Below are 25,077 nucleotides of genomic sequence, written 5' to 3' on the forward strand. Positions count from 1 at the left end.
TTGTTTTCTCTGCGTCACGGCGTCTCCGCGGGTCAGCTGCGATAGAACAAGTGGTGTCGGGGTTTTAAAAGCATTCCTTCCGGAAATCACCCCGCGCCAGGCTAAAACAGGAGTAGTCATGCCCAAGATGAAGACCAAGAAAGCGGCTGCCAAGCGCTTTAAAGTACGCGGAAGCGGCAGCATCAAGCGCTCGCAGGCGTTCAAGCGCCACATTCTGACTAAAAGAACCACCAAGAATAAACGCCAGTTGCGAGGCAGCACCGGCGTGCATTCCAGCGACCAGGCGTCGGTGCGCGCCATGTTGCCGTACGGCTGAGGAGAGCCGCCATGCCAAGAGTTAAACGGGGTGTAACGGCGCGCGCGCGCCACAAGAAATTATTCTCGCAAGCCAAGGGGTTTCGCGGCCGCCGCAAGAACGTCTACCGCGTCGCCAAAGAAGCAGTGATGAAAGCGGGGCAGTATGCCTATCGCGACCGGCGGAATCAAAAACGCCAGTTCCGTGCGCTATGGATTGCGCGCATCAACGCCGCGGCGCGCGAACACGGGCTTACTTACAGCCGCTTCATGAGCGGCTTGAAGAAAGCGGCGATCGAGCTCGACCGCAAAGTGCTGGCTGACCTCGCTGTTTCCGATAAGCCGGCGTTTGCCCGAATCGCGGAACAGGCGAAAGCCGGCCTCGGCAGTTAAGTTTGCAAGCGGAAAGAGGCCGCTTGCTTGGCCTTTCTTTCATTCTTGTCACCGCAGGTTGCCTTGCCTGCTGAATATGAAGAACCTGGATGCCATTCTCAAAGAAGCCTTAGCCCGGTTCGCCGCGACTGACGATGCCGCGGAACTGGAGCAGGTCAAGGCGCGCTATCTTGGCAAATCCGGCGCGCTCACCGAGCTTCTGAAGAGCCTGGGCAAGCTCCCCGCCGCAGAGCGGCCTGCCGTGGGCCACCGCATCAATCGGGCCAAGGAAACCCTGGAAGCGGCGCTGGAAGTGCGGCGCAATCAACTCAAAACCAAACAACTCGAAGCGCAGCTGGCACAGGAGGCGCTGGATGTAACGCTGCCCGGCCGCGGTTTGGGCGTCGGCGGCTTGCATCCCGTCACGCGCACGCTGGAGCGCGTCGAGGCGCTGTTCAAAACCATGGGCTTCGCGGTGGCTGACGGCCCGGAAATCGAATCCGATTACTACAACTTCACAGCGCTCAACCAGCCGGAAAATCATCCGGCTCGCTCCATGCACGACACGTTTTATCTGGAAGACGGCAAGCTGCTGCGCACCCACACTTCACCGATCCAGATTCATTACATGGAGAGCCACAAGCCGCCGCTCAAAATCATCGCGCCGGGCCGGGTTTACCGCGTCGATTCCGACGCCACCCACTCGCCGATGTTCCACCAGATCGAGGGTTTGTGGGTGGATGAGGAGGTGAGCTTCGCCGATTTGAAGGGCGTGGTGGCGGAATTCCTGCAGCGCTTTTTCGAGCGCGAGGATCTCAAGGTTCGCTTCCGCCCGTCGTTTTTCCCCTTCACCGAGCCTTCCGCCGAAGTGGACATGAGCTTCGGCGGCGGCTGGCTGGAAGTGGCCGGCTGCGGCATGGTGCACCCCAACGTGCTCAAGAACGTAGGCATAGACAGCGAAAAATACCTGGGCTTCGCCTTCGGCATGGGCTTGGAGCGCCTGACCATGCTGCGCTATGGCGTGAAAGATCTGCGTTTGTTTTTTGAGAACGATTTAAGGTTTTTAAAGCAATTCAATTGAAACCGCAGATGAACGCAGATAAACGCGGATCTTGTTTTGGTTTTATCGGCGCGTATCGGCGTTTATCGGCGGTCGTGGTTTTATGAAATTCTCTGAAAACTGGCTGCGCACTTTGGTGAACCCTTCGCTTGACAGCGAAGCGCTCGCCCATGCCCTCACCATGGCCGGGCTGGAAGTCGAAGAGTTGGCACCTGCCCTTGACGACAAAATCTTGACACTCAAGCTCACTCCCAATCGGGCCGATTGCCTGAGCGTCAACGGTGTGGCGCGCGAAGTCGCCGCGATTACCGCTTCCAGTCTCAAGACCGAGCCAATCAAACCTGCTGCAGTGACCGTCAGTGACAGCCTGCAGGTTAAAGTGGCGGAACCGCAAGCCTGCCCGCGCTATTGCGGCAGGGTCGTGCGCGGCGTTAATCCTGGCGCGGCCACGCCGGCATGGATGGCGCGCCGTCTTGAGCGCAGCGGCGTAAGAAGCTTGAACGCTTTGGTTGACATCACCAATTATGTGATGCTGGAACAGGGTCAGCCGTTGCATGCGTTTGATCTCGCCAAAATCAAGGGCGGTATTCATGTGCGTTACGCCCGCAAAGCGGAGGAACTGGTTTTGCTGAATGAAAAGAAACTCGCGCTTACGCCGGATTTGCTGGTGATTGCGGATGAGGCCAAACCGTTGGCGCTCGCCGGCATCATGGGCGGTTTGGAAAGCGCGGTAAACGGTAAAACGCAAAATGTATTTTTGGAAAGCGCCTTCTTCAGCCCCGAGGCCGTCGCAGGAAAATCGCGCATTCTGGGTTTTGCCACCGATTCTTCGCACCGCTTCGAGCGCGGCGTGGATTTTGCCGCAACCCGCGAAGCGCTGGAACGTGCCACTCAGTTGATTCTGGAGATTTGCGGCGGTGAGGCCGGGCCGGTGACGGAAGCATCAGCCGGATTGCCCAAGCGCGATCCGATACGGCTACGCGTGCCGCGGGTGCAGAAAGTGCTGGGCATTGCGCTCGATTCCACCAATGTAAGCGGCCTGTTGCGCCGGCTGCAATTCAGTTTTGCCGAAGAGCGCGATGTTTTTTATGTAACGCCGCACAGCTACCGCTTCGATCTGGCTATTGAGGAAGATTTGATTGAGGAGCTGGCGCGCATCCACGGCTACGATGAGATTCCCGTGAGCCTCCCCAAAGCCCGGCAGCACATGCTGTCGTTGAAGGAAACCCGCCGCGACGAGGCGGGGCTCAGGAAACGACTGATTGCCCGCGATTACCAGGAAGTCATCACTTACAGCTTTGTCGATGCGCAATGGGAGGCTGATTTTTGCGGCAACAGTAATCCGATCAGGCTCATCAACCCGATTGCGAGCCAGATGGGCGTAATGCGCTCCAGCCTCATCGCCAGCCTTACGGATTGCCTGCGCGGCAATTTGAACCGCAAGCAGCCGCGCGCGCGCCTGTTCGAAATCAGCCGTTGCTTCACGAAAGATAAATCCGGATATGCCCAGCCCGAAAAGCTGGCGGGTCTATGCTACGGATTGAATCTGCCCGAACAATGGGGTGCGCCCCAGCGTAGCGTGGATTTTTTCGACGTCAAAGCCGACCTTGAAGCCCTGTTCTGGCCGCTGGCCCCGCGCTTTGTTGCGGGCCGGCATCCGGCGCTGCATCCCGGCCGTGCGGCGCAAGTCTGGGCGGGGGAGAGATTGGCTGGCTGGGTGGGAGAGCTGCATCCGCAGTTGCAGCATAAATACGAACTGCCGCAGCCGCCGGTGGTGTTTGAACTGGAACTGGAGGTTTTAATGCAGCGCGAGCTGCCGCTGGCACAGGAAGTCTCCAAATTCCCGCCGGTGAGGCGCGACATTGCGGTGGTGGTGGACGCCCAAGCAAACGTTCAAGCCATGCTGGAGAGCCTGCAGGCCGGCAAGCCGCTAGCCGTCACGGAGATTGCGCTGTTTGACCTCTATCAGGGCGAAGGCATTGATTCTGGTAAAAAAAGTCTTGCATTTCGTGTATTATTACAAGATACTCAAAAAACATTTACCGACGCCGAGGTCGAGGCGGCGGTCGCGCAACTAAAGCAAATTCTGCAACAAGAATACCACGCCAAGTTACGTATCTAGGGGGGTAGTATGACGCTGACCAAAGCCGAACTCGCTGACTTGCTGTTTGAAAAAGTCGGGCTGAACAAGCGGGAAGCCAAGGACATGGTGGAATCATTTTTCGAGGAGGTACGCGCCGCATTGGAAAACGGGGGAAGCGTCAAGCTCTCCGGATTCGGCAATTTCCAGCTGCGCGACAAGCCGCAACGTCCGGGGCGCAATCCCAAGACCGGGGAGGAAATCCCCATCACCGCACGCCGGGTGGTCACGTTCCACTCCAGTCAGAAGCTGAAGCTGCTGGTGGAAAAAAACTACCATGGAAACAAGTCGTAAGGAGGCGTTACCGCCAATACCCGCCAAGCGCTACTTTACCATCGGCGAAGTAAGCGAGTTGTGCGGGGTCAAACCGCATGTGCTGCGCTACTGGGAGCAGGAATTCACCCAGTTGAAGCCGGTCAAGCGCCGCGGCAACCGTCGCTATTACCAGCACCATGAAGTGCTGCTGATCCGCCGCATCCGTGAACTCCTCTACCAGCAGGGCTTTACCATCAGCGGCGCGCGCAACCGCCTCGATGAAGCGGTGGGCATCCCGGAAAAACCGATCGCCCACCTCAAATTCGATTTTTCTCTAGTGCGCCTCGAAATCAAAAGCGTCCTCGAAATTCTGCAGCGCTGATGCCAGTTTCCTCTCTCCCAGTTCTGGTATAATTTTTCGCTGACGGGGCGTAGCGCAGCCTGGTAGCGTACTTGCATGGGGTGCAAGTGGTCGCGAGTTCGAATCTCGCCGCCCCGACCAGTTCAGAATTCAGAAGACGGAAAACAGAGGTCAAAAATCGCAACGTTGAGCTTTGTCCTTTGGGCCGGCTGCGCGTCCCATCAAAGTATTATCTTAAAAATAACGGTTCCAAAAAGAGCCAAGTTCCGGGTGTGGTACACAGTTTGCGCCGTGTAAGCACTTTGGTATGTCCGCAACAATGTCCCTGGAGAGCGAGAAAAAATAATTCTTAATTGGCCCGGCACCACCTCGGCACTCCCCAAATTGCGCGTGCTCAGTCGCGCATAGGGGCGCCCACCTTTTTTTCGGCCTAGTCAATGGCACCGTCACATGCGGCCTATACTTCATTTAGGGCTGCAATATGCATAATGCAAAAAACTCATTCCACATTGCCACTGTATTCATTGGCTTGGTGTTTGTTGTTCTTGGCGGCTGCGCTACATAAGGTGTAAAGGCAGCGTGGAAAGCCGAAAATGCAGCAAGCAAGACAACTCCCAATACGCAGCTTCAGCGCCAGGACAAAACAGTCGCTAAGACGATACCAGTTGGCTTGGCCAAAGAATTCGTCAAGACGGCAAGCGACACCCCGCCGACGGTATTGCATTAAACCAGTGCTGCATTAAACCTCAAGCGAGCTGCGAGAGCTGGCCGGCAAACGCTTTTTCATCCTCCAGGCAGCGCAAGTCCAGACAAAACGCATCGTCCTCTATCCTGCCTATCACCGGAACCGGCAGTGCACGAAAAGCGGCGGCAATTTTCTCAAGCCAGGTGCCGGGATGGCGCTCCGTCTGTGGCGGCAAAATCGCGATGCAATGGCTGGGAAGCATCTCGACCGGCAGCGCGCCGCTGCCGATTTGGCTGTGGCAAGGCTTCATCGAGACGCGCGCTCTGCCTGCAAGGCTCTTTTCAACGAGCGGCAAAAGTCTTGCCGCCAGAGCCTCAATCTCTTTTTGCGGGCGCGTGAGGAGCCTTAGCGTCGGCAAGCGCTCCTTGAGCCGCTCGGGGTCGCGGTAAAGGCGCAGCACCGCCTCCAGCGCGGCGAGCTTGATTTTGTCCACGCGCAGCGCGCGCTTCAAGGGATTCTTCTTGATTTTTTTCAAGACCTCTTTCGCGCCCACAATCAACCCCGCCTGTGGGCCGCCTAAAAGCTTGTCGCCGCTGAAGGTCACGACATCGGCACCGTGGCTCAAGGTCTGCTGCGGCGTGGGCTCGGCAGGCAAACCAAAATCCTTGAGATTCACCAGTGTGCCGCTGCCCAAATCCACCATGAACGGCAGACCGTGCTTGTTGGCGAGCGCGGCGAGTTCCTTTTCCGGCACCGACGCAGTGAAACCCTGAATCGCGTAATTGCTGGTGTGCACCTTCATGAGGAGCGCGGTGTGCGCATTCAGCGCATCTTCGTAATCCTTGAGATGGGTGCGGTTGGTCGTGCCGACTTCTATCAGTTTGCAGCCAGCGCGCTTCATGATGTCGGGGATGCGGAACGAGCCGCCGATTTCTATGAGCTCGCCGCGCGAAACCGGCACTTCCTTGCCAAGCGCCAACGTATTCAAAACGAGGAACACCGCCGCCGCGTTGTTGTTCACCACCGTGACCGCCTCCGCGCCGGTGAGTTCGCACAGCAAGCGTTCGACGTGCTCGTCGCGCTCACCGCGCGAACCGGATTTGAGATCGTATTCGACATTCGCGGGTTTGCTCATCACTTCGAGCACCGCTTGTTGCGCTTCCTCGGGCAAAAGCGCGCGCCCAAGATTGGTGTGGAGCACGGTGCCGGTGAGATTGAAGACCGGCCGCAATGAGGGCTTTTCGGTTTCCTCCAGCCGCGCGCGGCATTGCGCTTCGAACCACGTTTCGTCGAGGCGCGCGCCATTACCCGAGGCGACTAGGTTTTTGCGCGCTTGCGCGAGCAGCGCGCGCACCGAAGCGAGCACCGCCTGACGGCCGTAGCCATCAATGAGCGGCTTGAGCGCCGTGAAATTCATCACGCGGTCAACCGAAGGCAGCGCAGTCAAGCCGGCTTTATCGGACAAACCTTACCTCGAAAAATTGGCGGAAAAGAGTGGGAGTCGAACCCACCAAGAACCGTCAGACGGCCCTTCCCGGATTTGAAGTCCGGACGCCCCACCGGGGAACGTATCTCTTCCGTAAAACGAGAATCCTCCCTACACTTTTTTCTGCACGGAAGCTGAATCGCCGAACACTGCGCTCCAGTCGCGGCGGATTTTGCGCCCCTCCTCCACGCGTATCGTGAAGCCGCTGCGGTCAAAAAATTCGAGCAGCGGTATCGCCAGGCTGCGGTTCACTCCCGTGCCATCGCGGAACTGCACCACGGTAAACACCCCACCCGGGTTTTTCTGCGCGAGCGCCTGGGTGGCGGCGGCGATTTGCGCCATGACTTTCGGGTGGAAAAATAATTCCTCAGAAACTTGCCGGAGCTTACCCATTTGCGCAAGCCTGCGCAACAGCAGGCGTAATTGCTTTTCCTCGACCCGAAGCTGCTGCGCAAGCTCGCGCACCTTGGGCGCTTTGAGAGCAGCGGTTTGCAACAGCAGCACAATTTTTTCGCTCAAGGCCTGGTCCTGCGCAGAGAGTTTCGACTGATGGCCAGGCAACCTGAATGCCGAGCCTTCGCGCGCGACTTTGTTTTCCGCAATCAGCACCTCAAGCACGGCGTTAAGGAGCGGCTGGGACAACCTTTCCGCCAAGGCTTTCCTGAGTTCGGCCGGCGTTGCGCCCGATTGGTCGGGATTGCGCTTCTGGCAGGCTGCGAGCGCGTCGAGCGCGTATTGCTGCAACTGTTGCCAGCGCTCCGTAGCAAACGCCAGGAGCTTGCCGGCGACCGTCGCTTTGGCCATGGGCGCTTTTTCCCAAAACGAATGTGCTTCTTCAGCGGTCAGATTCCAAGCGAGCGCAAGCTTTTGCAAATCCAGACCTAGCGGGCTTAGCGCGAGCAATGCGCTCAACGCCATTTCAGGCGTGGCGCTTTCCAGAGTGGAGAGAATAGAGAGACGCTGCGGTTTGCGCCTGCCGCGCTGCGGCGGAAAAGGATCGATAATCGCGCCGCCGCCGAGGGTGCGGGTCGCCGACTGGTCGCGGATGATGAAGCGGTCGCCGCGCAGCGCGCCCACGGGCTCAGCCAGCACCAGTTGAGCGAGCGCGCTACTTCCCGGTTCGAGCGCGTTTTGTTCGAGCAAAGCGACTCGGCCAGCAACGTCGGAGGCGCCCACGTGGACGTGCACCGGCGTCCAGTGCTTGAGCGGCCTCGCTTCCCCGGCCAGCAAGTTCAGGCGCGCATCGAAGCAGGCTGTCGGCGCGTGCGCCCCTTCCGCCACAATCCAGTCGCCGCGCTTGATGTCGCTTTTCTCCACGCCGCCGAGGTTCAGTGCGCAGCGCTGGCCCACGCGGCCACTGAGAGAGGCCTGGTTTTGCGCGTGTATGCCTCGTACTCGCACCGGCAGGCCATTGGGCGAGACGATGAGCTTGTCGTTTAATTTCACTTCGCCCGAAAACACCGTGCCTGTCACCACCACACCGATTCCAGGGAGTGTAAAGCATCGGTCCACAGCGAGGCGGAAATGGCCGTTTGGTGGGCGTTGCGGTGTATTCAGCATTGCTTCGCGCAAATGCTTTTCCAGCGCGGCGACGCCCGCTCCCGTTGCCGAGGAAACGGGAAAGACCGGCAGATCTGCAAGCGCGGTTCCTTGAAGCAGGGATTGAATTTCTGCGGTCACCGCGTTGACCCGCTCCGCACTCGCCAAATCGGTCTTGGTCAGCGCCACCGCGCCGTGCGACAAGCCGAGCAGGTGCAAAATGGCGAGATGTTCGCGGGTCTGCGGCATGGGGCCGTCGTCGGCAGCCACCACCAGGAGCACGTAATCGATGCCGGTCGCGCCGGCGAGCATGTTGTGGATGAATTTCTCATGCCCCGGCACGTCGACAAAACCCAGCACCGCGCCTTCGGGTAGCGGCTTGTAGGCGAAGCCCAAATCAATTGTAATCCCGCGCGCCTTCTCCTCCTTGAGGCGGTCGGCGTCAATGCCGGTCAGCGCTTTCACCAGCGAAGTCTTGCCGTGGTCTATGTGTCCCGCCGTGCCGATTATCAATGCAATCTGCCTCCACAAAAAAAGAGCCCGTGCGCCTGCACGGGCTCTTTACAGAACGCCTGACAGGCTACTTCTTGATCGTCGTTTCAGCCAGCTCGAGCACGGTGGTCTTGTAAGGCACAAAATTCACCTTGTTACTCACCGCGTAGAGCTTGGAGGGCGAGGGCAGGAACAGCACTTGCGCGTTGGTGTGCACATAGCTGTCAATTTCACGCGTCAGTTGCTCCTGTTTCGCCAGGCTGCTCGTCGCGTAGGTCTTCGCGATCAGGGCCCCCAGCTTTGGATCGACCGGCCCCTTGCGGAAGCCGCCGTCCTCGCCGAAGAACTCGCGGTACACCACGCCGACCGGGAAATTAGGCGACCAGTCGAAGTGCTCAACCAGCATGATGTCCCAGTCACCCTTGGCTTCGCCCACGATATTGACCGACACGCCGGCCTTTTCCATGCTCTTGGCAATGACATCGGCGACGCCCCTGTGGCCGTCATCGGAGACGATGGTGATGCTGCTGACGCCGGCCCGGCTCAGAGCCTGCTTCGCCGCGGCCGGGTTGTAGCCATAGGGCTTCATGCTCGGGGTGGAGGCGAATTGGCCGGGTATGATCATGGAACCGATGACCGTGCCGTAGCCGCCCATGCCGTCCTTCACCACCGTGCGGCGGTCAACCGCCAGGTTGATGGCCTTGCGCAGACGTGCGTCGTTCCACTTCGAGCTGGACGACTCTTGGTTGAACACGCCGACCAGAACCGTCTTGGCCTTGCTCTTGACCACGTGGGCGTTCTTGCTCTTCCTGACTTGCGCCGCCTCGGCGGGCGTGAGCTCGGTGACGATGTCGACCTTGCCGCCTTTCATCACCTCATCCAGCGCTTCCGACTTGGAAATCACGTTGTCGAACTGCATTGTAGCTTTCGGCATGCGCCCCTTGTTCCAATAGTTCGGATTGGGCACCAGAGTGACAACGGGTGCGCGCTTTTCCAGCGTCGACACGCCGTCTTTCAACATAAACGGGCCAGTCCCCCACGGACCGGCTGCGTCAATCACTCACCAATGCGCTTCGGCTTTACCGGTCTTCTCGTCGATAAAGCCGAGTTCGTTCCAGAAGCGCGTGCTGCCAACGTGCATGCCGCGCAGCTTCATGAACGTGGAACCGTCAGTCTTGGGGAAGGTAAAGCGTACGGTGTGGGCGTCAATCACGTCGAGCTTGGCGCCCTTGGCGTAATTCAAAAACGCGCCCGGCGGATGCGGGTTCTCCCAGCGCTGTACTTCGTCAAAGCTGCGGCGGAACATCTGGCCGGTGAACTTTTCGCCGTCATGAAACTTGACACCTTTGCGCAGTTTCACTTCGAGCGTTTTATCGTCCACCCATTTCCAGCTTTCCGCCAGGTTCGCCACCATCCGGCCGTCCTTGTCCACGCGCACCAGTTCTTCCATGGTGTTCCAGGTAATCCAGAGCCAGTTCACGGGAGAGGGATCGACGACGGTAATGGTGTTGCCGCTGACTGCCAGCGCGGACGGCGAGGCGAGCGTGAAGCCTATCGCCATTGCCGCTGCGAGGCCGGTCAGTTTTTTCTTGAACTTCTGAACGGGTAACATGGCCATCTCCTCCTTCTTCAAGTTAAACAACAACTGCTAACCTACCAACTGCTGCAAAATCTGTTCGAGCTTGCCTTTGGGAATTTCCCCAAGAAAGGTGGATACCACCTTGCCCTTAGCGTCAATCACGATGCTGAACGGGAGCCCCCCGACTTTATTGCCCATTTGCTTTGAAAGATTCACCACCTCGGCGCCGCCGTAAACAATCGGGTAACTGATGCCGTGCTCCTTGGTGAATTTTTCGACCTTGTCGGCGTTGTCCACCGCGACGCCCACAATCACTACGTCGCGCGAGCGGTATTTGTCGTAGATCTTGATGAGCTCGGGAATCTCGGTGAGGCAGGTTTTGCACCAGGTGGCCCAGAAATTCACGACCAGGGTCTTGCCCTTCCACTGGCTCAAGGGCTGCATTTTGCGGCCGAAATCCTTGAAGTTCGAAGCGAAAACCGGGTCGGAGGAAAGCTCTTGAGCGGACGCGAAAGGGAGCGGTGCGGCGATATTACCGATGAACCCAGTAATCAAGGCGATACCCGCCAAGGCGGTGAAAATTTTTCTCGCTGGGCGCAGCGTGCCACTCATGGGTGATTCCGCTTTTAATTCAAATGGGTAAACTAGCCCGCACGATTTGCGGGCGTAATTTCATCCTACCATGAAAGCAGTACGCTGAAAATTGCTCTTTGGATGTTTGCGCTTCACCCTGCCGATATCCGTTTTCCGGAATTCTGCGTAGTGAAGGTATTCCGGCTCAAGCGGCTTCCGCCCGGAGGCAAAGCGGCTGCTATAATCGCGCCAATGGGTACACTCGACTATTCCGACCAATACCTACCAGTGCCCAGTTTTGCCTTGGTCGGGGAGCCACGGAAACAGAAACATTAGAACCAACGTAACCATCACGTAACCACTTTTAAGCTTTGTGAAGCTTTTTAAGACTGTCTAGTACTAATTTTAGAAATGGCGAGCGTTGCAAGGCATTGATTGATAAAATGCCCCGATGCTATGATGCAGATGGGGTGCAAGTGGTCGCGAGTTCGAATCTCGCCGCCCCGACCAACATTTGAGTTTAGAGTTCGGAGTTCAGGGTTCAGAGTTAAACACTAAACGCTCAACACTAAACTCGAATCCTCATGCGCATCCTGCTCAGTAACGACGACGGCTATTTTGCACCGGGGCTCGCCATGCTCGCCGTGACGCTGTCGCGCATCGCCGAAGTCACGGTGGTGGCGCCGGAGCGCGACAGCAGCGGCGCCAGCAACTCCCTCACTCTCGACCGGCCGCTGAGCCTGCACCAGTCCCAAGGCGGTTTTTACTACGTGAATGGCACGCCCACCGATTGCGTGCATCTGGCGGTGACCGGCATGCTGGAGCGATTGCCCGACATGGTGATTTCCGGCATCAACGACGGCGCCAACATGGGCGATGACACGATTTATTCCGGCACCGTGGCGGCGGCGACCGAGGGCTTTCTGCTTGGCATTCCTTCGCTGGCGGTGTCGCTGGTCACCCATTCCGCGGTACATTACGCCACCGCGGCGCAAGTCGCCGTGGAAATCGTCAAGCGCTTCGAAAAACGCCCCCATTCCCAGCCGGTGCTGCTTAACGTCAACGTGCCGGATGTTGAGTATTCCAAACTCAATGGGCTTGAAATCACCCGGCTCGGCCGGCGCCACAAGGCGGAGCCGGTAGTAAAAACCCGCAATCCGCGCGGTGAGACGGTGTACTGGGTGGGCGCGGCGGGCGGGGTGCAGGATGCCGGCGCCGGCACCGATTTTCACGCCGTGGCGCAAAACAAAGTGTCGGTCACGCCGCTGCAGATTGATCTCACCCAGTTTGCGCAGATGGAAAGCCTCAAGCTCTGGCTTGAGAGTAGAGAGCCTCTAACACCATGAAACGCATATTGCGACAGCGCGGGATCAAGAGCAGGCCGCGAAGCGAGCCGCGCCGTTTAGTGGGGCTAAACCAGCAGCGAGCGACAAAGGTATGCCTTGAGCTCCTCCGCGCCGTCCCTACGGGTTGCGGCCCAAAAGCGCGTCTGCGGTGTTGCTCGGGCTGGCGTTACTACGGAGTAGCGCTGCGCCCTTACGCCTTGCATCCACATCTTTTGGGCCAGCAACGCAAATGTGTTTTATGGTGTTAGAGGCTCTGTAGCATGACCGCGCGGCACTCCGGCATCGGCATGACTTCGGAGCGCACGCGTACGCGCATGGTGGAGCGCCTGCGCAGCCAGGGCATACTTGACGAGATGGTGCTCACCGCCATGGCGACGGTGCCGCGCCACATTTTCGTGGACGAGGCGCTGGCGAGCCGCGCTTATGAGGATGTCTCGCTGCCGCTGGGCTTTGGTCAGACCATTTCCAGCCCGTACACCGTGGCGCGCATGCTGGAACTGTTGCGCGGCGGCAAGCCGTTGAAACGTGCGCTGGAAGTCGGCACCGGTTGCGGTTACCAAGCGGCCGTGCTGGCGCGCCTCGCCGATGAAGTGTATTCCCTCGAGCGCATTGCTTCGCTGTCCACCAAGGCAAAGCGACGGTTGCATGAGTTGCGCATCAGCAACGTGCGCGTGCGGCTGGCGGACGGCCACGGCGGTTTTCCCGATGCCGCGCCTTTTGACGCGATTATCGTCGCCGCCGCCGCCACCTATGTGCCGGCGCCGCTGCTCGAGCAGCTGATGGTTGGTGGTAGAATGGTTCTGCCGATGGGAATCCAGGAACAAAAGTTGTGTGTCATCGAGCGCAACTCGCAAGGTTGCACGCAGACAGTTTTGGAAGCGGTGAAATTCGTGCCGCTGCGGCCCGGGATGGAGTGATGAAGCATCCCTTGTTGGTGAAAAATAGCTGGCTGTTTTTGACGGCGCTGATGATTGCGGGCTGTATCAGCGCACCGGGCAGGGTGCCGGTAATCGAAAAATCACCCCAGGCCAGAGAAGCCGCCAAACCTTTAGCCGAAGCCAAACCTGTCGCCAAACAGGAAGGCGACTGGCGTCCCGAGTCTTATACCGTGCAGAAAGGTGATACGCTCTACAGCATCGCGCTGGAGCACGGGCTGGATTACAAGGATTTGGCGCAATGGAACAACATGGATAATCCGGCGACGATCAGCGCCGGCCAGCAATTGCGTCTCACGCCGCCGCCGGATGCAGCCGTGACGGCCCCCTTGCAGGTGACGCCGGGAGTGGAGGGCCAGCCGGTAGCGGGCGACATCATCGAAGCCAAGCCGCTCCCGCCCCCGGGCTTTGTGAAATCCGAACCCAAGGCGGTGAAGCTTCCGTATTCCGACCAGACCCTCGCCCAATTGCAAAAACCCGAAACCGCGCGCACCATGACCGGGCCGCCGGAAGAGGTCAAACCGGAAGTCAAGGCGGCGGCGCCGGCAAGCTCCATCGTGGATGGCATTGACTGGGGCTGGCCGGCGAAAGGCAAAATTGTTTCCGGTTACAGTGAGAGCGCCAATCTCAAGGGCGTGGACATCGCCGGCAAGCTGGGGCAGCCGGTGTATGCCGGCGCGGCCGGCAGGGTGATCTATAGCGGCGGCAATTTACGCGGCTACGGGAAACTGATTATCATCAAGCACAACGATGTCTATTTCAGCGCCTACGCGCACAACAGCGAGATTCTGGTGAAAGAGGGGCAAACGGTGGTCAAGGGCCAGAAAATTGCCGAGATGGGCAATACCGACGCCGACCAGGTGAAGCTGCATTTTGAAATCCGGCGTCTGGGCAAACCGGTTGATCCGGCCAAATACCTGCCCGGCCCGGCCAGCGATAAAACATCATGAACAACAATTTTTCCCCTGAAGACGAGCCGCTCGACGAAGGCATGGCGGTGCCAGCCGAGGAACCTGTGGCGGAAGTGGACCACTTCACCGCCGACGTGCTGTCCGACGTCACGCAGATTTATCTCAATGAAATCGGCCAGAACGCGCTGCTTTCGGCGGAAGACGAATTGCGCTACGCGCGGCTTGCCAAGCAGGGCGATTTCAAGGCGCGGCAGAAGATGATCGAGCACAACCTGCGCCTGGTGGTGAACATCGCCAAGCACTATGTGCATCGCGGCATGGCGCTGCTCGATCTCATTGAAGAGGGCAATCTGGGTCTGATTCACGCGCTGGAGAAATTCGACCCGGAACGAGGTTTCCGCTTTTCCACCTATGCCACGTGGTGGATCCGCCAGAACATCGAACGCGCCATCATGAACCAGTCGCGCACTATCCGGCTGCCGGTGCACATCATCAAGGAGCTCAACATCGTGCTGCGCGCGCTGCGCCATCTCGAGACGCATTGTGAGCGCGAGCCGACCAACGAGGACGTGGCGCATCTGCTCGGCTGGTCGGTGGAAGACGTGCGCAAGATGCTGTTGCTTAACGAGCGCGTGGCCTCGCTAGATGCGCCGCTGGATATTGATCCCATGCTTTCCATCGGCGAGTCCATCCCCGATGAAAACAACCCCACGCCCGATGTCAGGTTCGAGTACTCGGAACTGGAAAACTACGTGCGGGAGTGGCTCGACCAGTTGAACGAAAAACAGCGGCGGGTGATTGAGCATCGCTACGGGCTGAACGGTTACGAAATCTCCACCCTTGAGCAACTGGCGGAGAGCCTGGATCTCACCCGCGAGCGGGTGCGGCAGATCCAGATCGAGGCGCTTTACAGCCTGCGCAAGATACTCAAGCGCAAGGGCGTGTCTAAGGACGTTCTGCTGTAGAGCCTGAGGCGCGGTACTGGTATACCTCGTAGTTATTGCGCTCCTTCTGCTTGGCCTGGTACATGGCGCCGTCCGCCATCTTGACCAGCGTATCGCCGCTTATGTCCGTGCTGCCGGAAAAGAACGTGATGCCGATGCTGGCAGTGGCGTTGACCTGGCAATGCTCAAGTGAGAATGCCGGGCGCAAGGCACTAATGATTTTTTCGGCGATACGCCTCGCATCATCCGGCTGGTGCAACCGTTCCTTGGCCCGGATGAGCTCTGCCTCAGACCATCTCCGCTCGCTGATATCGCGCATCACCCAGACGATAATCCGGTTTTTCCCGATGCGTATCTCAGTCCATTTCCAGTTGAAAGACCGAGCCGTCCTTGCGCCGCCCCCAGAACTCCGTCCCGCTTTTGCCCGGCACATGCACTTCGCCGGTTTTGAGGTATCGCTCCATACCGCATGCGGAAGAAACAGACCCGTCTTCCGGCATTAGTATTTTGATATTTTTCCCAATGATTTCGTCGGCAGAGTAGCCAAATATCTTGATGCGCCGGAATTAAACGATTCGATGGCGCCTGCTTGATTGATAGTGATGACTCCGTCCTTGTCCACCGCATCACCCTATTCAAGGTTCAAACTCGCTTACCAGCTGCCGCAAACGCTGCACTGCCGGTTTGCCAGCCAGAGTGCCGTAACGCAACGCAATATAGAGTTCGCTGATGCTGCGTATCGGTTCAGTCTGCCGCGGTTTGGCTTGCGCAAGCCGCAGCGCGTAATCCTGTGGTCCTTCCGCCGGGTGGCGCGGCAGGCCGTGCTTGGCTAGCTTGCCGCAGAATTTGGAGTAGGCTTTCTGCACCGGGTCGGTGGCGGTGGCTTTGAGACGCCACAAGATCATTCCGGCCAACCCTAGCATGACCAGGCCGGCGGCGACAAGTAGGGCAATCGCCATGTTTTGCCAGGTGGCTTCGCTCATGCCCAGATCCGACAAAAACTGTTTTTGGCGCTGCGGGTTGTAGCCTAGCACCCATTGGTTCCAGTTGTTCGCCATCGCATCCCAGATCAAGCGCGCCTGGCGCAACCATTGCAAATCCTGTCGCACCAGCAATGGCAGGGGATCGGTCTTCGGCACGGCGGCGGCGATGCCGGCTTCGACCCGCAAGGGCGAGACCGCCGCAGTCGGATCAACCCGCACCCAGCCCCGGTCTTTGAGCCACACTTCGGTCCAGGCGTGCGCGTCCGCCTGGCCGACGATGAGGTAGTCGCCGAGATCGTTAAGTATCCCGCCCTGGTAGCCGGTGACGACGCGCGCAGGAATCCCCGCCACGCGCATCAGGAACGCAAAGCTTGAGGCATAGTGCTCGCAAAAGCCGCGCTTGGTATCGAACAGGAATTCATCCACCGAATCCTCTCCCAGCAAAGGCGCCTGCAGAGTATAGAAAAACTTCTCGCTGCTGAACATTTTCAATGCTCGTTTAATCACGGCGGCATCGTCGGCCAGAGTTTGCCGCCAGGATTCGGCCAATGCGCGAGCACGAGGATTGTAGCCGCGCGGGAGCTGCAGCGCGCGCCTTAATTCATCCGCTTGCTCCTCCACGCCCGCGCGGTAGTCGGGATAAGACACCACCTCATAGCGCAGCCGATTGCGCACCGGAGCATTCGCCAGCACCTGAAAATCACGGGAAATCTTCGCCTGCGGTGGCGCGATGTCGGCTAGGTCGAGCGCAAACAGCCAGTTCCTGTTATGCGGTTCCAGCGTCACCGTGTAGCGCAGCGATTGGCCTAAGCCTTTCCATTGCGGCGGCTCGCCTGAAGTGAATCGTCCCGCCGACCAGGTGCGGCCGTCGAAGCGCCACAACACCGGCCCGCGCCAATACAGCGTCGAAGCTTTGGGCGCAAGCCCGTCGAATTTAACTCGAAAAGCAACCGCATCAGACAGGGTCAACTCACTAAGCGAGCCGGGCGACATGGTGTCGCTTAAACCGGTAATGCCGGAATAAGCGTCCTGCGGCAAACCCCACAGAGGGCCTTGGATGCGCGGAAAAAGCAGGAACAGCACCACCATTAACGGTATCGCCTGAAGCAGCAGGGCGCCGGCAAGCTTGAGGCTTTGCTTCACGCCATAGGCGCCGGTTGCACGGTTGAGTTCCAAGAGTGCTGCGGTCAGCACCAGCACTACCAACAGCATGTAAAGCCCGGTGGTTATGGTTTGCGAGTAGAGAAAATTGGTGATGACCAGAAAATAGCCGATGAAGAAAACCAGCGTGGCGTCGCGGATGGTTTGAGTTTCCATGAGCTTGAGCCCCACCAGCAGCATCAGCAGCGCCACACCGGTATCGCGCCCGAAGATCCTGGTGTAGCTCAAATAAATCCCGGCAAAAGCGGCAATAGCCAGGAGGAACAGCAGCCATTTCGGCAACAACGGCTGCCGGCGCAGCCCCATATAAAACCGCCACAGCATCAGCGCGCCGGCGGCGAGCGGAATCCATATTGGCAGCCGTTCGACATGCGGCGCCATTACCATGCCAAGGCCCGCCAAAAGCCAAACCCAGTGGCGTAATTCAAGCTGCTGCATCATCCAGTCCAAACAAGGCCAGCGCTTCCAGGCATTGCTGCTGGTGCAGCTCGCCGTGCGTCGGCTGGATTTCTCTCCCCGGCAGACGCAGGCCGTAGCTTAAGCCCGCGCTTTCCGCATCCAGCGCCCAGCGGCACAAGCGCGAAAGCTTCTGTTCCTCGTCGAGGGAGGCGGGCAGCTCGTTCCAGTCGAGCCAAAGTTCGGCGTCCGCCCGGCCGATGAATTGCTTGGTGAGCAGGCCGTGGTCGCGCGCCACCGCTTTCCATGCGATATGCCGCGGCGAATCGCTGGGCTGATGCGGACGCAAACCGGTGAAATCGTCGCAGCCCTGGCCATGCTCGAGGCCTTCCCCCGGCTTGGCTTGCATTACGGGTGGCGGCAAATGCGCAGCTTCAGGCTGAGGGTAAACCAGGCAGCGCATGTCGAGCTCCACATACGACCAGGCGCGAAACAACCCGAGAGGATGGCGTGTGAACAGCGTGAAACGTCCGGGCTTGAGCCAGCCGCGCCGCTTTGATGGAATGTTTAGTGCCGCGACGGTGCCGGCATGGGGGGAGACATCGCAATAGACCGGTTCCCGCCGGTTGCAAGCTATCCCGATGGAGTAGCGCGGCAGCAGGCGCTGATTGTCCAGGCACACGCCGAAACTTGCGTCTTCTCCGGCGAAAACCGGATCGGCTTTGCCGGGGCGCACCTGCAGTCCCGCCAGATTGCGAAACGCGTGCAGCATGGACAGGTTCGCCATGGCCGCCAGCAAGAAGGTGAGGATATAACCCAGGCTCAGGTTGTAATTGATGGAGCCAATGAGGAGCAGCAGCAGCAACAGCCCGAACAGCAGCCCCTGGCGGGTGGGCAGTATGAATACGCGGCGCTGGGTGAGAACCGCAACGGCTTCCGGCCCTTTGAGCCGGAACAGCCAATCGTTGAGAAAGCTGTTCAGATGATTTTTGAGCGCGAGCAGCATCTGGCGTAGCCAGACTTTCAAGGTATCGCGACCGCGCTGATGAGGCTCTCGGCCAAATTCTTGCCGCGCGCGTGTTCGGCTGCGGGGTGCAACCGGTGGCCGGCCACGCTGGGCAGCACCGTCTGCACGTCTTCCGGCAGCACCTGATGGCGTCCGTGCATCAGCGCCCAGGCACGCGCCGAATGCAGAAGCGCGAGCCCCGCGCGCGGACTCAAACCCGTCACAAACAGCGGCGATTGGCGGGTGTGGTTAATCAACGCCTGCAAATAATCGGTGAGCGCATCGGAAGCATGCACCGCTCTTACTTTTTGCTGCAACTCCAAAAGTTCGGCCACATTCACGCAGGGAGTTAAATGGGTAATCATGTCGCGCCGCTCGCTGCCCTTGAGCAGCGCGCGCTCCGCCTGCTTGTCGGGGTAACCCAGCTTGATGCGCATGAGAAAGCGGTCAAGCTGCGATTCCGGCAGCGGGAAAGTGCCGACCAGATGCGAAGGATTTTGCGTGGCAATGACGAAAAAGGGCTCGGGCAGCGGGCGCGTTTCGCCTTCGGTGGTGGCCTGGTGCTCTTCCATCGCTTCCAGCAGCGCACTTTGGGTCTTGGGCGTGGCGCGGTTGATTTCGTCGGCGAGCACCACCTGCGCGAACACCGGCCCGGGATGAAACTTGAACGCCCCGGTGTTACGGTCGAAAATCGAAACCCCGAGAATGTCCGCCGGCAGCATGTCGCTGGTGAACTGGATGCGGTGGAATTCCAGCCCCAGCGAGCGCGCCAGCGCATGCGCCAGCGTGGTTTTGCCCACTCCCGGCAGGTCTTCAATCAGCAAATGGCCACGCGCCAGTAGGCAGGCCAGCGCCAAGCGGATTTGCCGGTCCTTGCCGAGGATGATCTGGCTCACCTGATTGATAATGCGGTCCATCGGCTGCGAAATTTTGGAGCCTTGGGGTAGCAGATGTGGTTGCATGAATTGGGCGATTTTGGGTTGTTAAAAAGTTTTTCTCAGCCGAGCAGCAAAGCCGCGGCGACCTTGCGTCCTTCCGCAACGAGGATGTTGTAAGTGCGGCAGGCCGCGCGCGTGTCCATGACTTCAAGGCCGATTTTTGCGTTAACCAATGATCTCGACAGTCCCGGATGCGGAAAACGCAAGCGCGGACCTGTTCCCAACAGCACGATTTCGGGCGCGAGGTTCATCAGAAACTCAAAGTGCTTCTGGCTGAGTGCTTCAAATGCGGTAACCTCCCATTCCATCAGGCGTTCGGGCAGCACGACGAGGTTCTTTTCGTGGCGCACGTTGTTGACCAGGACATAGCCTTCACCATATCCGGTGAAACGGTTTTCGGCGCTCGCGGTGGCGAGGTGCAGTTTCATCAGCACAAGTCCAATTGCGGCAGGGTGACCGGTCGGGTAAGATTATACCTTTTTGTCAAACCTTCAAAGATTTGATATTTGTCACAAACATGCAGGAATTTTCACGCATCCAGCGTCTTCCTCCTTATGTGTTTAACATCACTGCCGAACTCAAGGCGGCGGCGCGGAAGCGCGGCGAGGATATCATCGACTTCGGCATGGGCAATCCCGACGGCGCGACGCCCAGGCACATCGTCGACAAGCTGATTGAAACCGTGCAGCGCCCGGGTACCCATCGTTACTCGGTGTCCAAGGGCATTCCGCGGCTGCGCCGCGCCATATGCAACTGGTACAAGGCGCGCTTCAACGTCGAGTTTGATCCCGATTCGGAAGCGATTGTCACCATCGGCTCGAAAGAGGGGATTTCTCATCTCGCTTTGGCAACGCTGGACGGCGGCGACATTGTGCTGGTGCCGAACCCGAGTTATCCCGTTCATATTTACGGCCCGGTAATCGCCGGCGCCGATATCCGCCATGTGCGCATCACGCCGGGCGTCGATTTCTTTGCCGATCTGGAAAAAGCGCTCAAGGATTCGTATCCGAAGCCGAAGCTCCTCATCATCAATTTTCCGAGCAACCCGACTACGCAGTGCGTGGAACTGTTATTCTTCGAAAAAATCATCGCGCTGGCGAAAGAGTACGGGATTTACGTGGTGAATGATTTGGCGTACGCCGATATCGTGTTCGACGGCTATAAGGCGCCTTCCATCATGCAGGTGCCGGGCGCGCGTGACGCCGCGGTGGAGTTTTTCACGCTGTCGAAAAGCTACAACATGCCCGGCTGGCGCGTAGGCTTCATGGTCGGCAACAAAAAACTGGTATCGGCGCTCGCGCGCATGAAGAGCTACCATGACTACGGCACGTTTACGCCGATCCAGGTGGCTTCCATCGTGGCGCTGGAGGGGCCGCAGGACTGCGTGGAGGAAATCCGCCGGACTTATCAAAACCGCCGCGACGTGCTGTGCAAGAGCCTGCAGGCGGCAAACTGGCAGGTGCAAACGCCCAAGGCTACCATGTTCGTCTGGGCGCGGATTCCCGAAGCCTATCGCAATATGGGTTCGCTCGAGTTTTCCAAGAAGCTGCTCGCTGACGCCAAAGTCGCGGTATCGCCTGGCGTCGGGTTTGGCGCGCACGGCGATGACCATGTGCGGTTTTCACTCATTGAGAACGAGGCGAGGACAAGACAAGCATTGCGCGGCATCAAAGACATGTTTCGGAAGGATGGGTTGTTATAAAACCGGTTAGCCACAGAGCACACAGAGGTCACGTAGAAAAGATTAATTCAGGATTCATTTTTAGCTTGGGAAATTCGGGTGTTCTCTGTGCCCTCTGTGGCAAAAGGATTTTAAGTTTATGAAGCCAATTAATGTAGGACTGCTAGGTATCGGCACCGTGGGCGGCGGCACGTTCACCGTTCTGCGGCGCAACCAAAAGGAAATCACCCGTCGTGCCGGGCGCGGCATCGTCATCAGGATGATTGCCGACAAGGATGTGGCAAAGGCGCGCAAGATCGCCGGCAAAAATGCCGTGGTGACGGGCGATGCGATGGAAGTAATCAGGCATCCCGAGATTGACATCGTGGTGGAGCTGATTGGCGGCACTACGGTGGCGAAAAAATTCATTCTCAAAGCGATTGAGAACGGCAAGCATGTGGTCACCGCTAACAAGGCGCTGCTGGCTAAGCACGGCAACGAGATTTTCGCCGCCGCGCAAAAGCACGGGGTAATGGTGGCGTTCGAAGCAGCGGTGGCGGGCGGCATTCCCATCATCAAGGCGCTGCGCGAAGGCCTGACCGCCAACCGCGTGGAGTGGATCGCCGGCATCATCAACGGCACCAGCAATTACATCCTCTCGCAGATGCGCGAGAAGGGCGTGAGCTTCGACGCGGCGCTTAGGCAGGCGCAGGCGCTGGGCTACGCCGAAGCCGACCCGACTTTCGATATCGAAGGGATTGACGCCGCGCACAAGCTCACCATTCTGGCGGCGATCAGCTTCGGCATTCCGATGCAGTTCGACAAGGTTTACACTGAAGGCATCTCTAAACTCACTCGCGAGGACATCCGTTATGCCGAAGAACTGGGCTACCGGATTAAACTCCTCGGCATCACCAAACGCACGCCGAAAGGCATTGAACTGCGCGTGCACCCGACGCTGATTCCGGCGCGGCGTCTCATCGCCAACGTGGAAGGCGTGATGAACGCAGTGCTGGTGAAAGGCGACGCGGCGGGCGCCACCCTGTATTACGGCGCCGGCGCCGGAGCGGAACCGACCGCTTCCGCCGTAGTGGCGGATTTGGTGGACGTGACCCGCATGTACACCGCGGACCGCAAGCACCGCGTGCCGCATCTCGCGTTTCAGCCGGATGCGCTCACCGATACGCCCATCCTGCCGATATCGGAAGTGCAGACTTCTTATTATCTGCGCCTGCGCGTTTTCGACAAGCCGGGGGTGCTGGCCGACATCACCCGCATTCTCGCCGATTCGGGGATTTCGATTGACGCCATGGTGCAAAAGGAGCCGAGCGAAGGCGAGGAGCAGGTGGACATCATCATGCTCACGCACGAAACCGTGGAGAAACGCATCAATGCCGCGATCAGGAAAATCGAAAAGCTTTCCACCATTTCCGGCAAGGTCACCCGCATCCGGCTGGAAGAGTTGAATAGAAATTAGAATCTTTAACCGCGGAGTACAAACCGAATCCCTCTCTCTATCTCTCTCCCAAGGGGAGAGAGAACAATGGTCTCCTCTCCCTCTGGGAGAGGATTGAGGTGAGGGTTGAGGACGCTGAGGAAAACCAGAATCATTTTGTTTTGTCTTCCTCTGCGCTCTCTGCGTCCTCTGCGGTGAAAAAAGGGTTTTAGGTATGTCCAATCGTTACAACGGAGTCATCGCGCGCTATCGCGAGCGCCTGCCGGTTTCAGAAAACACGCCGGTGGTTTCCCTGTGCGAGGGCGGTACGCGGCTGATCGAGCTCAAGAACCTGCCGCGCATCATCAAGAAGAACGTCAGGCTCTACGCCAAGTTCGAAGGCTTGAATCCCACCGGGTCGTTCAAGGACCGCGGCATGACGCTGGCTGTGACCAAAGCGGTGGAAGCAGGCGCCAAGGCAATTATCTGTGCCTCAACGGGCAATACTTCAGCGGCGGCTGCGGCGTATGCGGCGCGCGCGGGCATTGCGTGTTTCGTGGTGATCCCCGAAGGCAAGATCGCTTTGGGGAAGCTTTCGCAGGCGATGATGCACGGCTCGCTGGTGATTCAGATCAAGGGCAATTTCGACGACGGCATGAAGCTGGTGCAGGAAATCGCGGCGAAACTTCCAGTTACGCTGGTGAATTCGGTCAATCCCTACCGCTTGCAGGGACAGAAAACCGCGGCGTTTGAAATCATCGAGGAGCTTGGAGATGCGCCGGATTACCATGCGCTGCCGGTGGGCAACGCCGGCAACATCACCGCGCACTGGATTGGTTACTCCGAAGCCGTCTGCGAAAACACCGCCGCTTGTGCCTTTTGCAACGGCCAATGTGCTTATCACAAAAGCAAAATCGCGACCCATCGCCCCATCATGCTGGGCTACCAGGCTTCCGGCGCAGCGCCTTTCCTGCGCGGCGGGCCGGTGAAAAATCCGGAAACCGTGGCGACTGCCATCCGCATCGGCAACCCGGTGTCGTGGCAACAGGCGTGGAAAGTGAAGGAAGAATCCGGCGGCTGGTTTGCCGAATGCACCGATGAGGAAATTCTTCGCGTGCAAAAGCTGCTGGCGCAAGTGGAGGGTGTGTTCTGCGAGCCTTCTTCCGCGACTTCGGTGACTGGCGTGCTCAAGGATTTAGAGCAAGGGCGAATCGGCGAAGGCGCGGTGATTGTCTGCACGCTCACCGGCCATGGGCTGAAAGACCCGGACACTGCGATCACGCAAAGCGGCAAGCCGGTCAACGTTGAAGCGACTCGCGAAGCAATCGAAAAAGTGATTGCTGCGAATATGCCGAAATAGTTCGGCTACTCAGGGTTGCTGTTGTTGTTCTTTTGCCCCTTCTGAGCCGCCGAGTACCACAGACAAGCCGGGAGACTTCGGCGAGCACTGTTTGAGCACGTGGCCGCGAAGCGGATCGTGCGAGTTGCGCAGCCGCCCCACTTGGCGAGGAACGGAGAGTATCCGAAGGACGGCGAAGCAGGGTGCCTTTTTCTTTGGTTTCTTTCTTTTGGGCAAGCAAAAGAAAGAATCCAGCCGCCGGGCTGCCCCCGGCGAATTTTACTTGTTTACTTGAAAGCGCATGGATAAATCGATGGCTTTGACATCCTTGGTCAGGCTGCCGATGGAAATTCTATCCACTCCGGTTTCGGCAATCGCCCGCAGGTTATCCAGATTAACCCCGCCCGAAGCTTCGAGTTGGGCGCGCTTTCCAGTAATGCGCGCCGCTTCGCGCAGTTGCTCAAGATTAAGGTTGTCGAGCAGAATGAGTTTCGCGCCCGCGCTCAACGCTTCTTTCAGTTGTTGCAAATTCTCCACCTCGATTTGAATTGACACTCCGGGCTTTGCCAACTTTTTTGCTTGTTGCAGCGCCTGTGTGATCCCGCCCGCGGCGGCGATGTGGTTTTCCTTGATGAGGATGCCGTCAAACAAGCCGATGCGCTGGTTTTTCCCGCCGCCCACTCTCACCGCATATTTTTGAGCGATGCGCAAACCGGGCAAGGTCTTGCGCGTGTCCATGATTGCGGCCTGAGCGCCTTTGACCGCCTTGACGTAGCGCCGGGTGAGCGTTGCAGTGGCGGAAAGCATTTGCAGGAAATTAAGGGCGGGACGCTCGGCAGTGAGCATCGCGCGCGCTCTTCCGTTGATTTCACAAAGCGCCTGTCCCGCCTGGATGTCGTCGCCGTCGTGGGCTGCCCAGCGGATTTTCACTTTGGGATCGAGTTTCCTGAAACACGCCTCAAACCACGCCGTGCCGCATAGCACCGCTGCCTCGCGGGTGATGACCGTCGCCTTGGCGCGCGCATTAGCGGGAATCAGACGCGCGGTCATATCGCCGCCGCCCAAGTCCTCCTTGAGCGCCGCTTTCACGTTTTCTCGGATTGCGGATGATAAATTCATTGTTATCCTCTATCATTACTATAGGTACGAAAATATGCGAATACCATTCATGCTTTGATACGTTTCCC

General features: G+C 58.6%; 23 protein-coding genes, 2 tRNA genes and 1 pseudogene. 14 read left to right on the forward strand and 12 right to left on the reverse strand.

Annotation, left to right across the window (positions count from 1 at the left end; genetic code table 11):
• Positions 1–118: 118 nt before the first annotated feature.
• The 7 genes from rpmI to VHE58_01225 all read left to right on the forward strand — a co-directional run bounded on the left by rpmI (position 119) and on the right by VHE58_01225 (position 4,623).
• Entirely contained in the window at positions 119–316 is a 198-nt protein-coding gene (gene rpmI / locus VHE58_01195) for a 50S ribosomal protein L35 (protein HVS25919.1), read from the forward strand.
• An 11-nt stretch (positions 317–327) separates the two neighbouring features.
• Positions 328–687, forward strand: coding sequence for a 50S ribosomal protein L20 (gene rplT, locus VHE58_01200; protein HVS25920.1), 360 nt, complete (start codon positions 328–330; stop codon positions 685–687).
• Between the two features lie 76 nt (positions 688–763).
• Positions 764–1,747: a phenylalanine--tRNA ligase subunit alpha gene (gene pheS, locus VHE58_01205; GenBank protein ID HVS25921.1), complete on the forward strand. Its 984-nt coding sequence runs from the start codon at positions 764–766 to the stop codon at positions 1,745–1,747.
• 82 nt (positions 1,748–1,829) lie between these two features.
• Positions 1,830–3,848 carry a phenylalanine--tRNA ligase subunit beta gene (gene pheT, locus VHE58_01210; protein HVS25922.1) on the forward strand — a complete coding sequence of 673 codons (2,019 nt, stop codon included), beginning with the start codon at positions 1,830–1,832 and terminating at the stop codon, positions 3,846–3,848.
• Between the two features lie 9 nt (positions 3,849–3,857).
• Complete coding sequence (locus VHE58_01215) at positions 3,858–4,160, forward strand: integration host factor subunit alpha (GenBank protein ID HVS25923.1); 303 nt, start codon at positions 3,858–3,860, stop codon at positions 4,158–4,160.
• A complete protein-coding gene (locus VHE58_01220) occupies positions 4,144–4,503 on the forward strand; it encodes a MerR family transcriptional regulator (GenBank protein HVS25924.1) in 360 nt (119 codons plus the stop codon). The genes VHE58_01215 and VHE58_01220 overlap by 17 nt, the downstream gene beginning before the upstream one ends.
• 43 nt (positions 4,504–4,546) lie before the next feature.
• Positions 4,547–4,623 (forward strand) — tRNA-Pro (locus VHE58_01225).
• Positions 4,624–5,228: 605 nt separating this feature from the next.
• Here the strand turns inward: VHE58_01225 and selA are convergent.
• The 5 genes and pseudogenes from selA to VHE58_01250 all read right to left on the reverse strand — a co-directional run bounded on the left by selA (position 5,229) and on the right by VHE58_01250 (position 10,875).
• Complete coding sequence (gene selA, locus VHE58_01230; GenBank protein HVS25925.1) at positions 5,229–6,632, reverse strand: L-seryl-tRNA(Sec) selenium transferase; 1,404 nt, start codon at positions 6,630–6,632, stop codon at positions 5,229–5,231.
• A 17-nt stretch (positions 6,633–6,649) separates the two neighbouring features.
• Positions 6,650–6,746: transfer RNA gene (locus tag VHE58_01235), tRNA-Sec, on the reverse strand.
• 18 nt (positions 6,747–6,764) lie between these two features.
• Positions 6,765–8,705 (reverse strand): selenocysteine-specific translation elongation factor, encoded by a 1,941-nt coding sequence (gene selB / locus VHE58_01240; protein HVS25926.1) that lies wholly within the window; start codon positions 8,703–8,705, stop codon positions 6,765–6,767.
• A 67-nt stretch (positions 8,706–8,772) separates the two neighbouring features.
• Positions 8,773–10,302, reverse strand: a pseudogene (locus VHE58_01245) (ABC transporter substrate-binding protein).
• 30 nt (positions 10,303–10,332) lie between these two features.
• Positions 10,333–10,875, reverse strand: coding sequence for a TlpA disulfide reductase family protein (locus VHE58_01250; GenBank protein HVS25927.1), 543 nt, complete (start codon positions 10,873–10,875; stop codon positions 10,333–10,335).
• A gap of 545 nt (positions 10,876–11,420) precedes the next feature.
• Here VHE58_01250 and surE point away from each other — a divergent pair.
• From surE to rpoS, 4 genes are all read left to right on the forward strand, one after another.
• Positions 11,421–12,182, forward strand: coding sequence for a 5'/3'-nucleotidase SurE (gene surE, locus VHE58_01255; protein ID HVS25928.1), 762 nt, complete (start codon positions 11,421–11,423; stop codon positions 12,180–12,182).
• A 260-nt stretch (positions 12,183–12,442) separates the two neighbouring features.
• The gene (locus VHE58_01260; protein ID HVS25929.1) at positions 12,443–13,099 is read left to right on the forward strand and encodes a protein-L-isoaspartate(D-aspartate) O-methyltransferase; all 657 of its coding nucleotides are present in this window, start codon (positions 12,443–12,445) and stop codon (positions 13,097–13,099) included.
• Positions 13,099–14,067, forward strand: coding sequence for a peptidoglycan DD-metalloendopeptidase family protein (locus VHE58_01265; GenBank protein HVS25930.1), 969 nt, complete (start codon positions 13,099–13,101; stop codon positions 14,065–14,067). The genes VHE58_01260 and VHE58_01265 overlap by 1 nt, the downstream gene beginning before the upstream one ends.
• A 41-nt stretch (positions 14,068–14,108) precedes the next feature.
• Entirely contained in the window at positions 14,109–14,993 is an 885-nt protein-coding gene (gene rpoS / locus VHE58_01270) for an RNA polymerase sigma factor RpoS (GenBank protein HVS25931.1), read from the forward strand.
• On the opposite strand, the gene VHE58_01275 is transcribed toward rpoS, so the two are convergent.
• The 6 genes from VHE58_01275 to VHE58_01300 form a co-directional block, all read right to left on the reverse strand.
• Complete coding sequence (locus tag VHE58_01275; protein ID HVS25932.1) at positions 14,974–15,291, reverse strand: GGDEF domain-containing protein; 318 nt, start codon at positions 15,289–15,291, stop codon at positions 14,974–14,976. The genes rpoS and VHE58_01275 overlap by 20 nt on opposite strands.
• A gap of 37 nt (positions 15,292–15,328) precedes the next feature.
• Positions 15,329–15,529, reverse strand: coding sequence for a PAS domain S-box protein (locus tag VHE58_01280; protein ID HVS25933.1), 201 nt, complete (start codon positions 15,527–15,529; stop codon positions 15,329–15,331).
• A 78-nt stretch (positions 15,530–15,607) separates the two neighbouring features.
• Entirely contained in the window at positions 15,608–17,554 is a 1,947-nt protein-coding gene (locus tag VHE58_01285) for a DUF3488 and transglutaminase-like domain-containing protein (GenBank protein HVS25934.1), read from the reverse strand.
• The gene (locus tag VHE58_01290; GenBank protein HVS25935.1) at positions 17,541–18,539 is read right to left on the reverse strand and encodes a DUF58 domain-containing protein; all 999 of its coding nucleotides are present in this window, start codon (positions 18,537–18,539) and stop codon (positions 17,541–17,543) included. Before VHE58_01290 ends, VHE58_01285 begins: the two co-directional genes overlap by 14 nt.
• The gene (locus VHE58_01295) at positions 18,536–19,435 is read right to left on the reverse strand and encodes a MoxR family ATPase (GenBank protein HVS25936.1); all 900 of its coding nucleotides are present in this window, start codon (positions 19,433–19,435) and stop codon (positions 18,536–18,538) included. Before VHE58_01295 ends, VHE58_01290 begins: the two co-directional genes overlap by 4 nt.
• Positions 19,436–19,515: 80 nt before the next feature.
• Positions 19,516–19,884 (reverse strand): Mth938-like domain-containing protein, encoded by a 369-nt coding sequence (locus VHE58_01300; GenBank protein HVS25937.1) that lies wholly within the window; start codon positions 19,882–19,884, stop codon positions 19,516–19,518.
• Between the two features lie 89 nt (positions 19,885–19,973).
• On the opposite strand from VHE58_01300, the gene alaC reads away from it, so the two are divergent.
• The 3 genes from alaC to thrC all read left to right on the forward strand — a co-directional run bounded on the left by alaC (position 19,974) and on the right by thrC (position 23,911).
• The gene (gene alaC, locus VHE58_01305; GenBank protein ID HVS25938.1) at positions 19,974–21,158 is read left to right on the forward strand and encodes an alanine transaminase; all 1,185 of its coding nucleotides are present in this window, start codon (positions 19,974–19,976) and stop codon (positions 21,156–21,158) included.
• A gap of 118 nt (positions 21,159–21,276) precedes the next feature.
• Positions 21,277–22,593 carry a homoserine dehydrogenase gene (locus VHE58_01310; protein ID HVS25939.1) on the forward strand — a complete coding sequence of 439 codons (1,317 nt, stop codon included), beginning with the start codon at positions 21,277–21,279 and terminating at the stop codon, positions 22,591–22,593.
• Between the two features lie 193 nt (positions 22,594–22,786).
• Entirely contained in the window at positions 22,787–23,911 is a 1,125-nt protein-coding gene (gene thrC, locus VHE58_01315) for a threonine synthase (GenBank protein HVS25940.1), read from the forward strand.
• Positions 23,912–24,169: 258 nt separating this feature from the next.
• Here thrC and nadC read toward each other — a convergent pair whose 3' ends face one another.
• Positions 24,170–25,009, reverse strand: a complete 840-nt coding sequence (gene nadC / locus VHE58_01320) for a carboxylating nicotinate-nucleotide diphosphorylase (protein HVS25941.1) — start codon at positions 25,007–25,009, stop codon at positions 24,170–24,172.
• Between the last annotated feature and the right edge of the window lie 68 nt (positions 25,010–25,077).

This window comes from Burkholderiales bacterium, from assembly GCA_035543335.1.
Classification (GTDB): Bacteria; Pseudomonadota; Gammaproteobacteria; order Burkholderiales; family JAHFRG01; genus JAHFRG01.

Coding starts and splice junctions, on each gene's coding strand:
- rpmI (HVS25919.1), top strand. CDS start 119: ATGCCCAAGATGAAGACCAAGAAAGCGGCTGCCAAGCGCTTTAAAGTA.
- rplT (HVS25920.1), top strand. CDS start 328: ATGCCAAGAGTTAAACGGGGTGTAACGGCGCGCGCGCGCCACAAGAAA.
- pheS (HVS25921.1), top strand. CDS start 764: ATGAAGAACCTGGATGCCATTCTCAAAGAAGCCTTAGCCCGGTTCGCC.
- pheT (HVS25922.1), top strand. CDS start 1,830: ATGAAATTCTCTGAAAACTGGCTGCGCACTTTGGTGAACCCTTCGCTT.
- VHE58_01215 (HVS25923.1), top strand. CDS start 3,858: ATGACGCTGACCAAAGCCGAACTCGCTGACTTGCTGTTTGAAAAAGTC.
- VHE58_01220 (HVS25924.1), top strand. CDS start 4,144: ATGGAAACAAGTCGTAAGGAGGCGTTACCGCCAATACCCGCCAAGCGC.
- VHE58_01250 (HVS25927.1), bottom strand. CDS start 10,875: ATGAGTGGCACGCTGCGCCCAGCGAGAAAAATTTTCACCGCCTTGGCG.
- surE (HVS25928.1), top strand. CDS start 11,421: ATGCGCATCCTGCTCAGTAACGACGACGGCTATTTTGCACCGGGGCTC.
- VHE58_01260 (HVS25929.1), top strand. CDS start 12,443: ATGACCGCGCGGCACTCCGGCATCGGCATGACTTCGGAGCGCACGCGT.
- VHE58_01265 (HVS25930.1), top strand. CDS start 13,099: ATGAAGCATCCCTTGTTGGTGAAAAATAGCTGGCTGTTTTTGACGGCG.
- rpoS (HVS25931.1), top strand. CDS start 14,109: ATGGCGGTGCCAGCCGAGGAACCTGTGGCGGAAGTGGACCACTTCACC.
- VHE58_01275 (HVS25932.1), bottom strand. CDS start 15,291: ATGCGCGATATCAGCGAGCGGAGATGGTCTGAGGCAGAGCTCATCCGG.
- VHE58_01285 (HVS25934.1), bottom strand. CDS start 17,554: ATGCAGCAGCTTGAATTACGCCACTGGGTTTGGCTTTTGGCGGGCCTT.
- VHE58_01295 (HVS25936.1), bottom strand. CDS start 19,435: ATGGACCGCATTATCAATCAGGTGAGCCAGATCATCCTCGGCAAGGAC.
- VHE58_01300 (HVS25937.1), bottom strand. CDS start 19,884: ATGAAACTGCACCTCGCCACCGCGAGCGCCGAAAACCGTTTCACCGGA.
- alaC (HVS25938.1), top strand. CDS start 19,974: ATGCAGGAATTTTCACGCATCCAGCGTCTTCCTCCTTATGTGTTTAAC.
- VHE58_01310 (HVS25939.1), top strand. CDS start 21,277: ATGAAGCCAATTAATGTAGGACTGCTAGGTATCGGCACCGTGGGCGGC.
- thrC (HVS25940.1), top strand. CDS start 22,787: ATGTCCAATCGTTACAACGGAGTCATCGCGCGCTATCGCGAGCGCCTG.
- nadC (HVS25941.1), bottom strand. CDS start 25,009: ATGAATTTATCATCCGCAATCCGAGAAAACGTGAAAGCGGCGCTCAAG.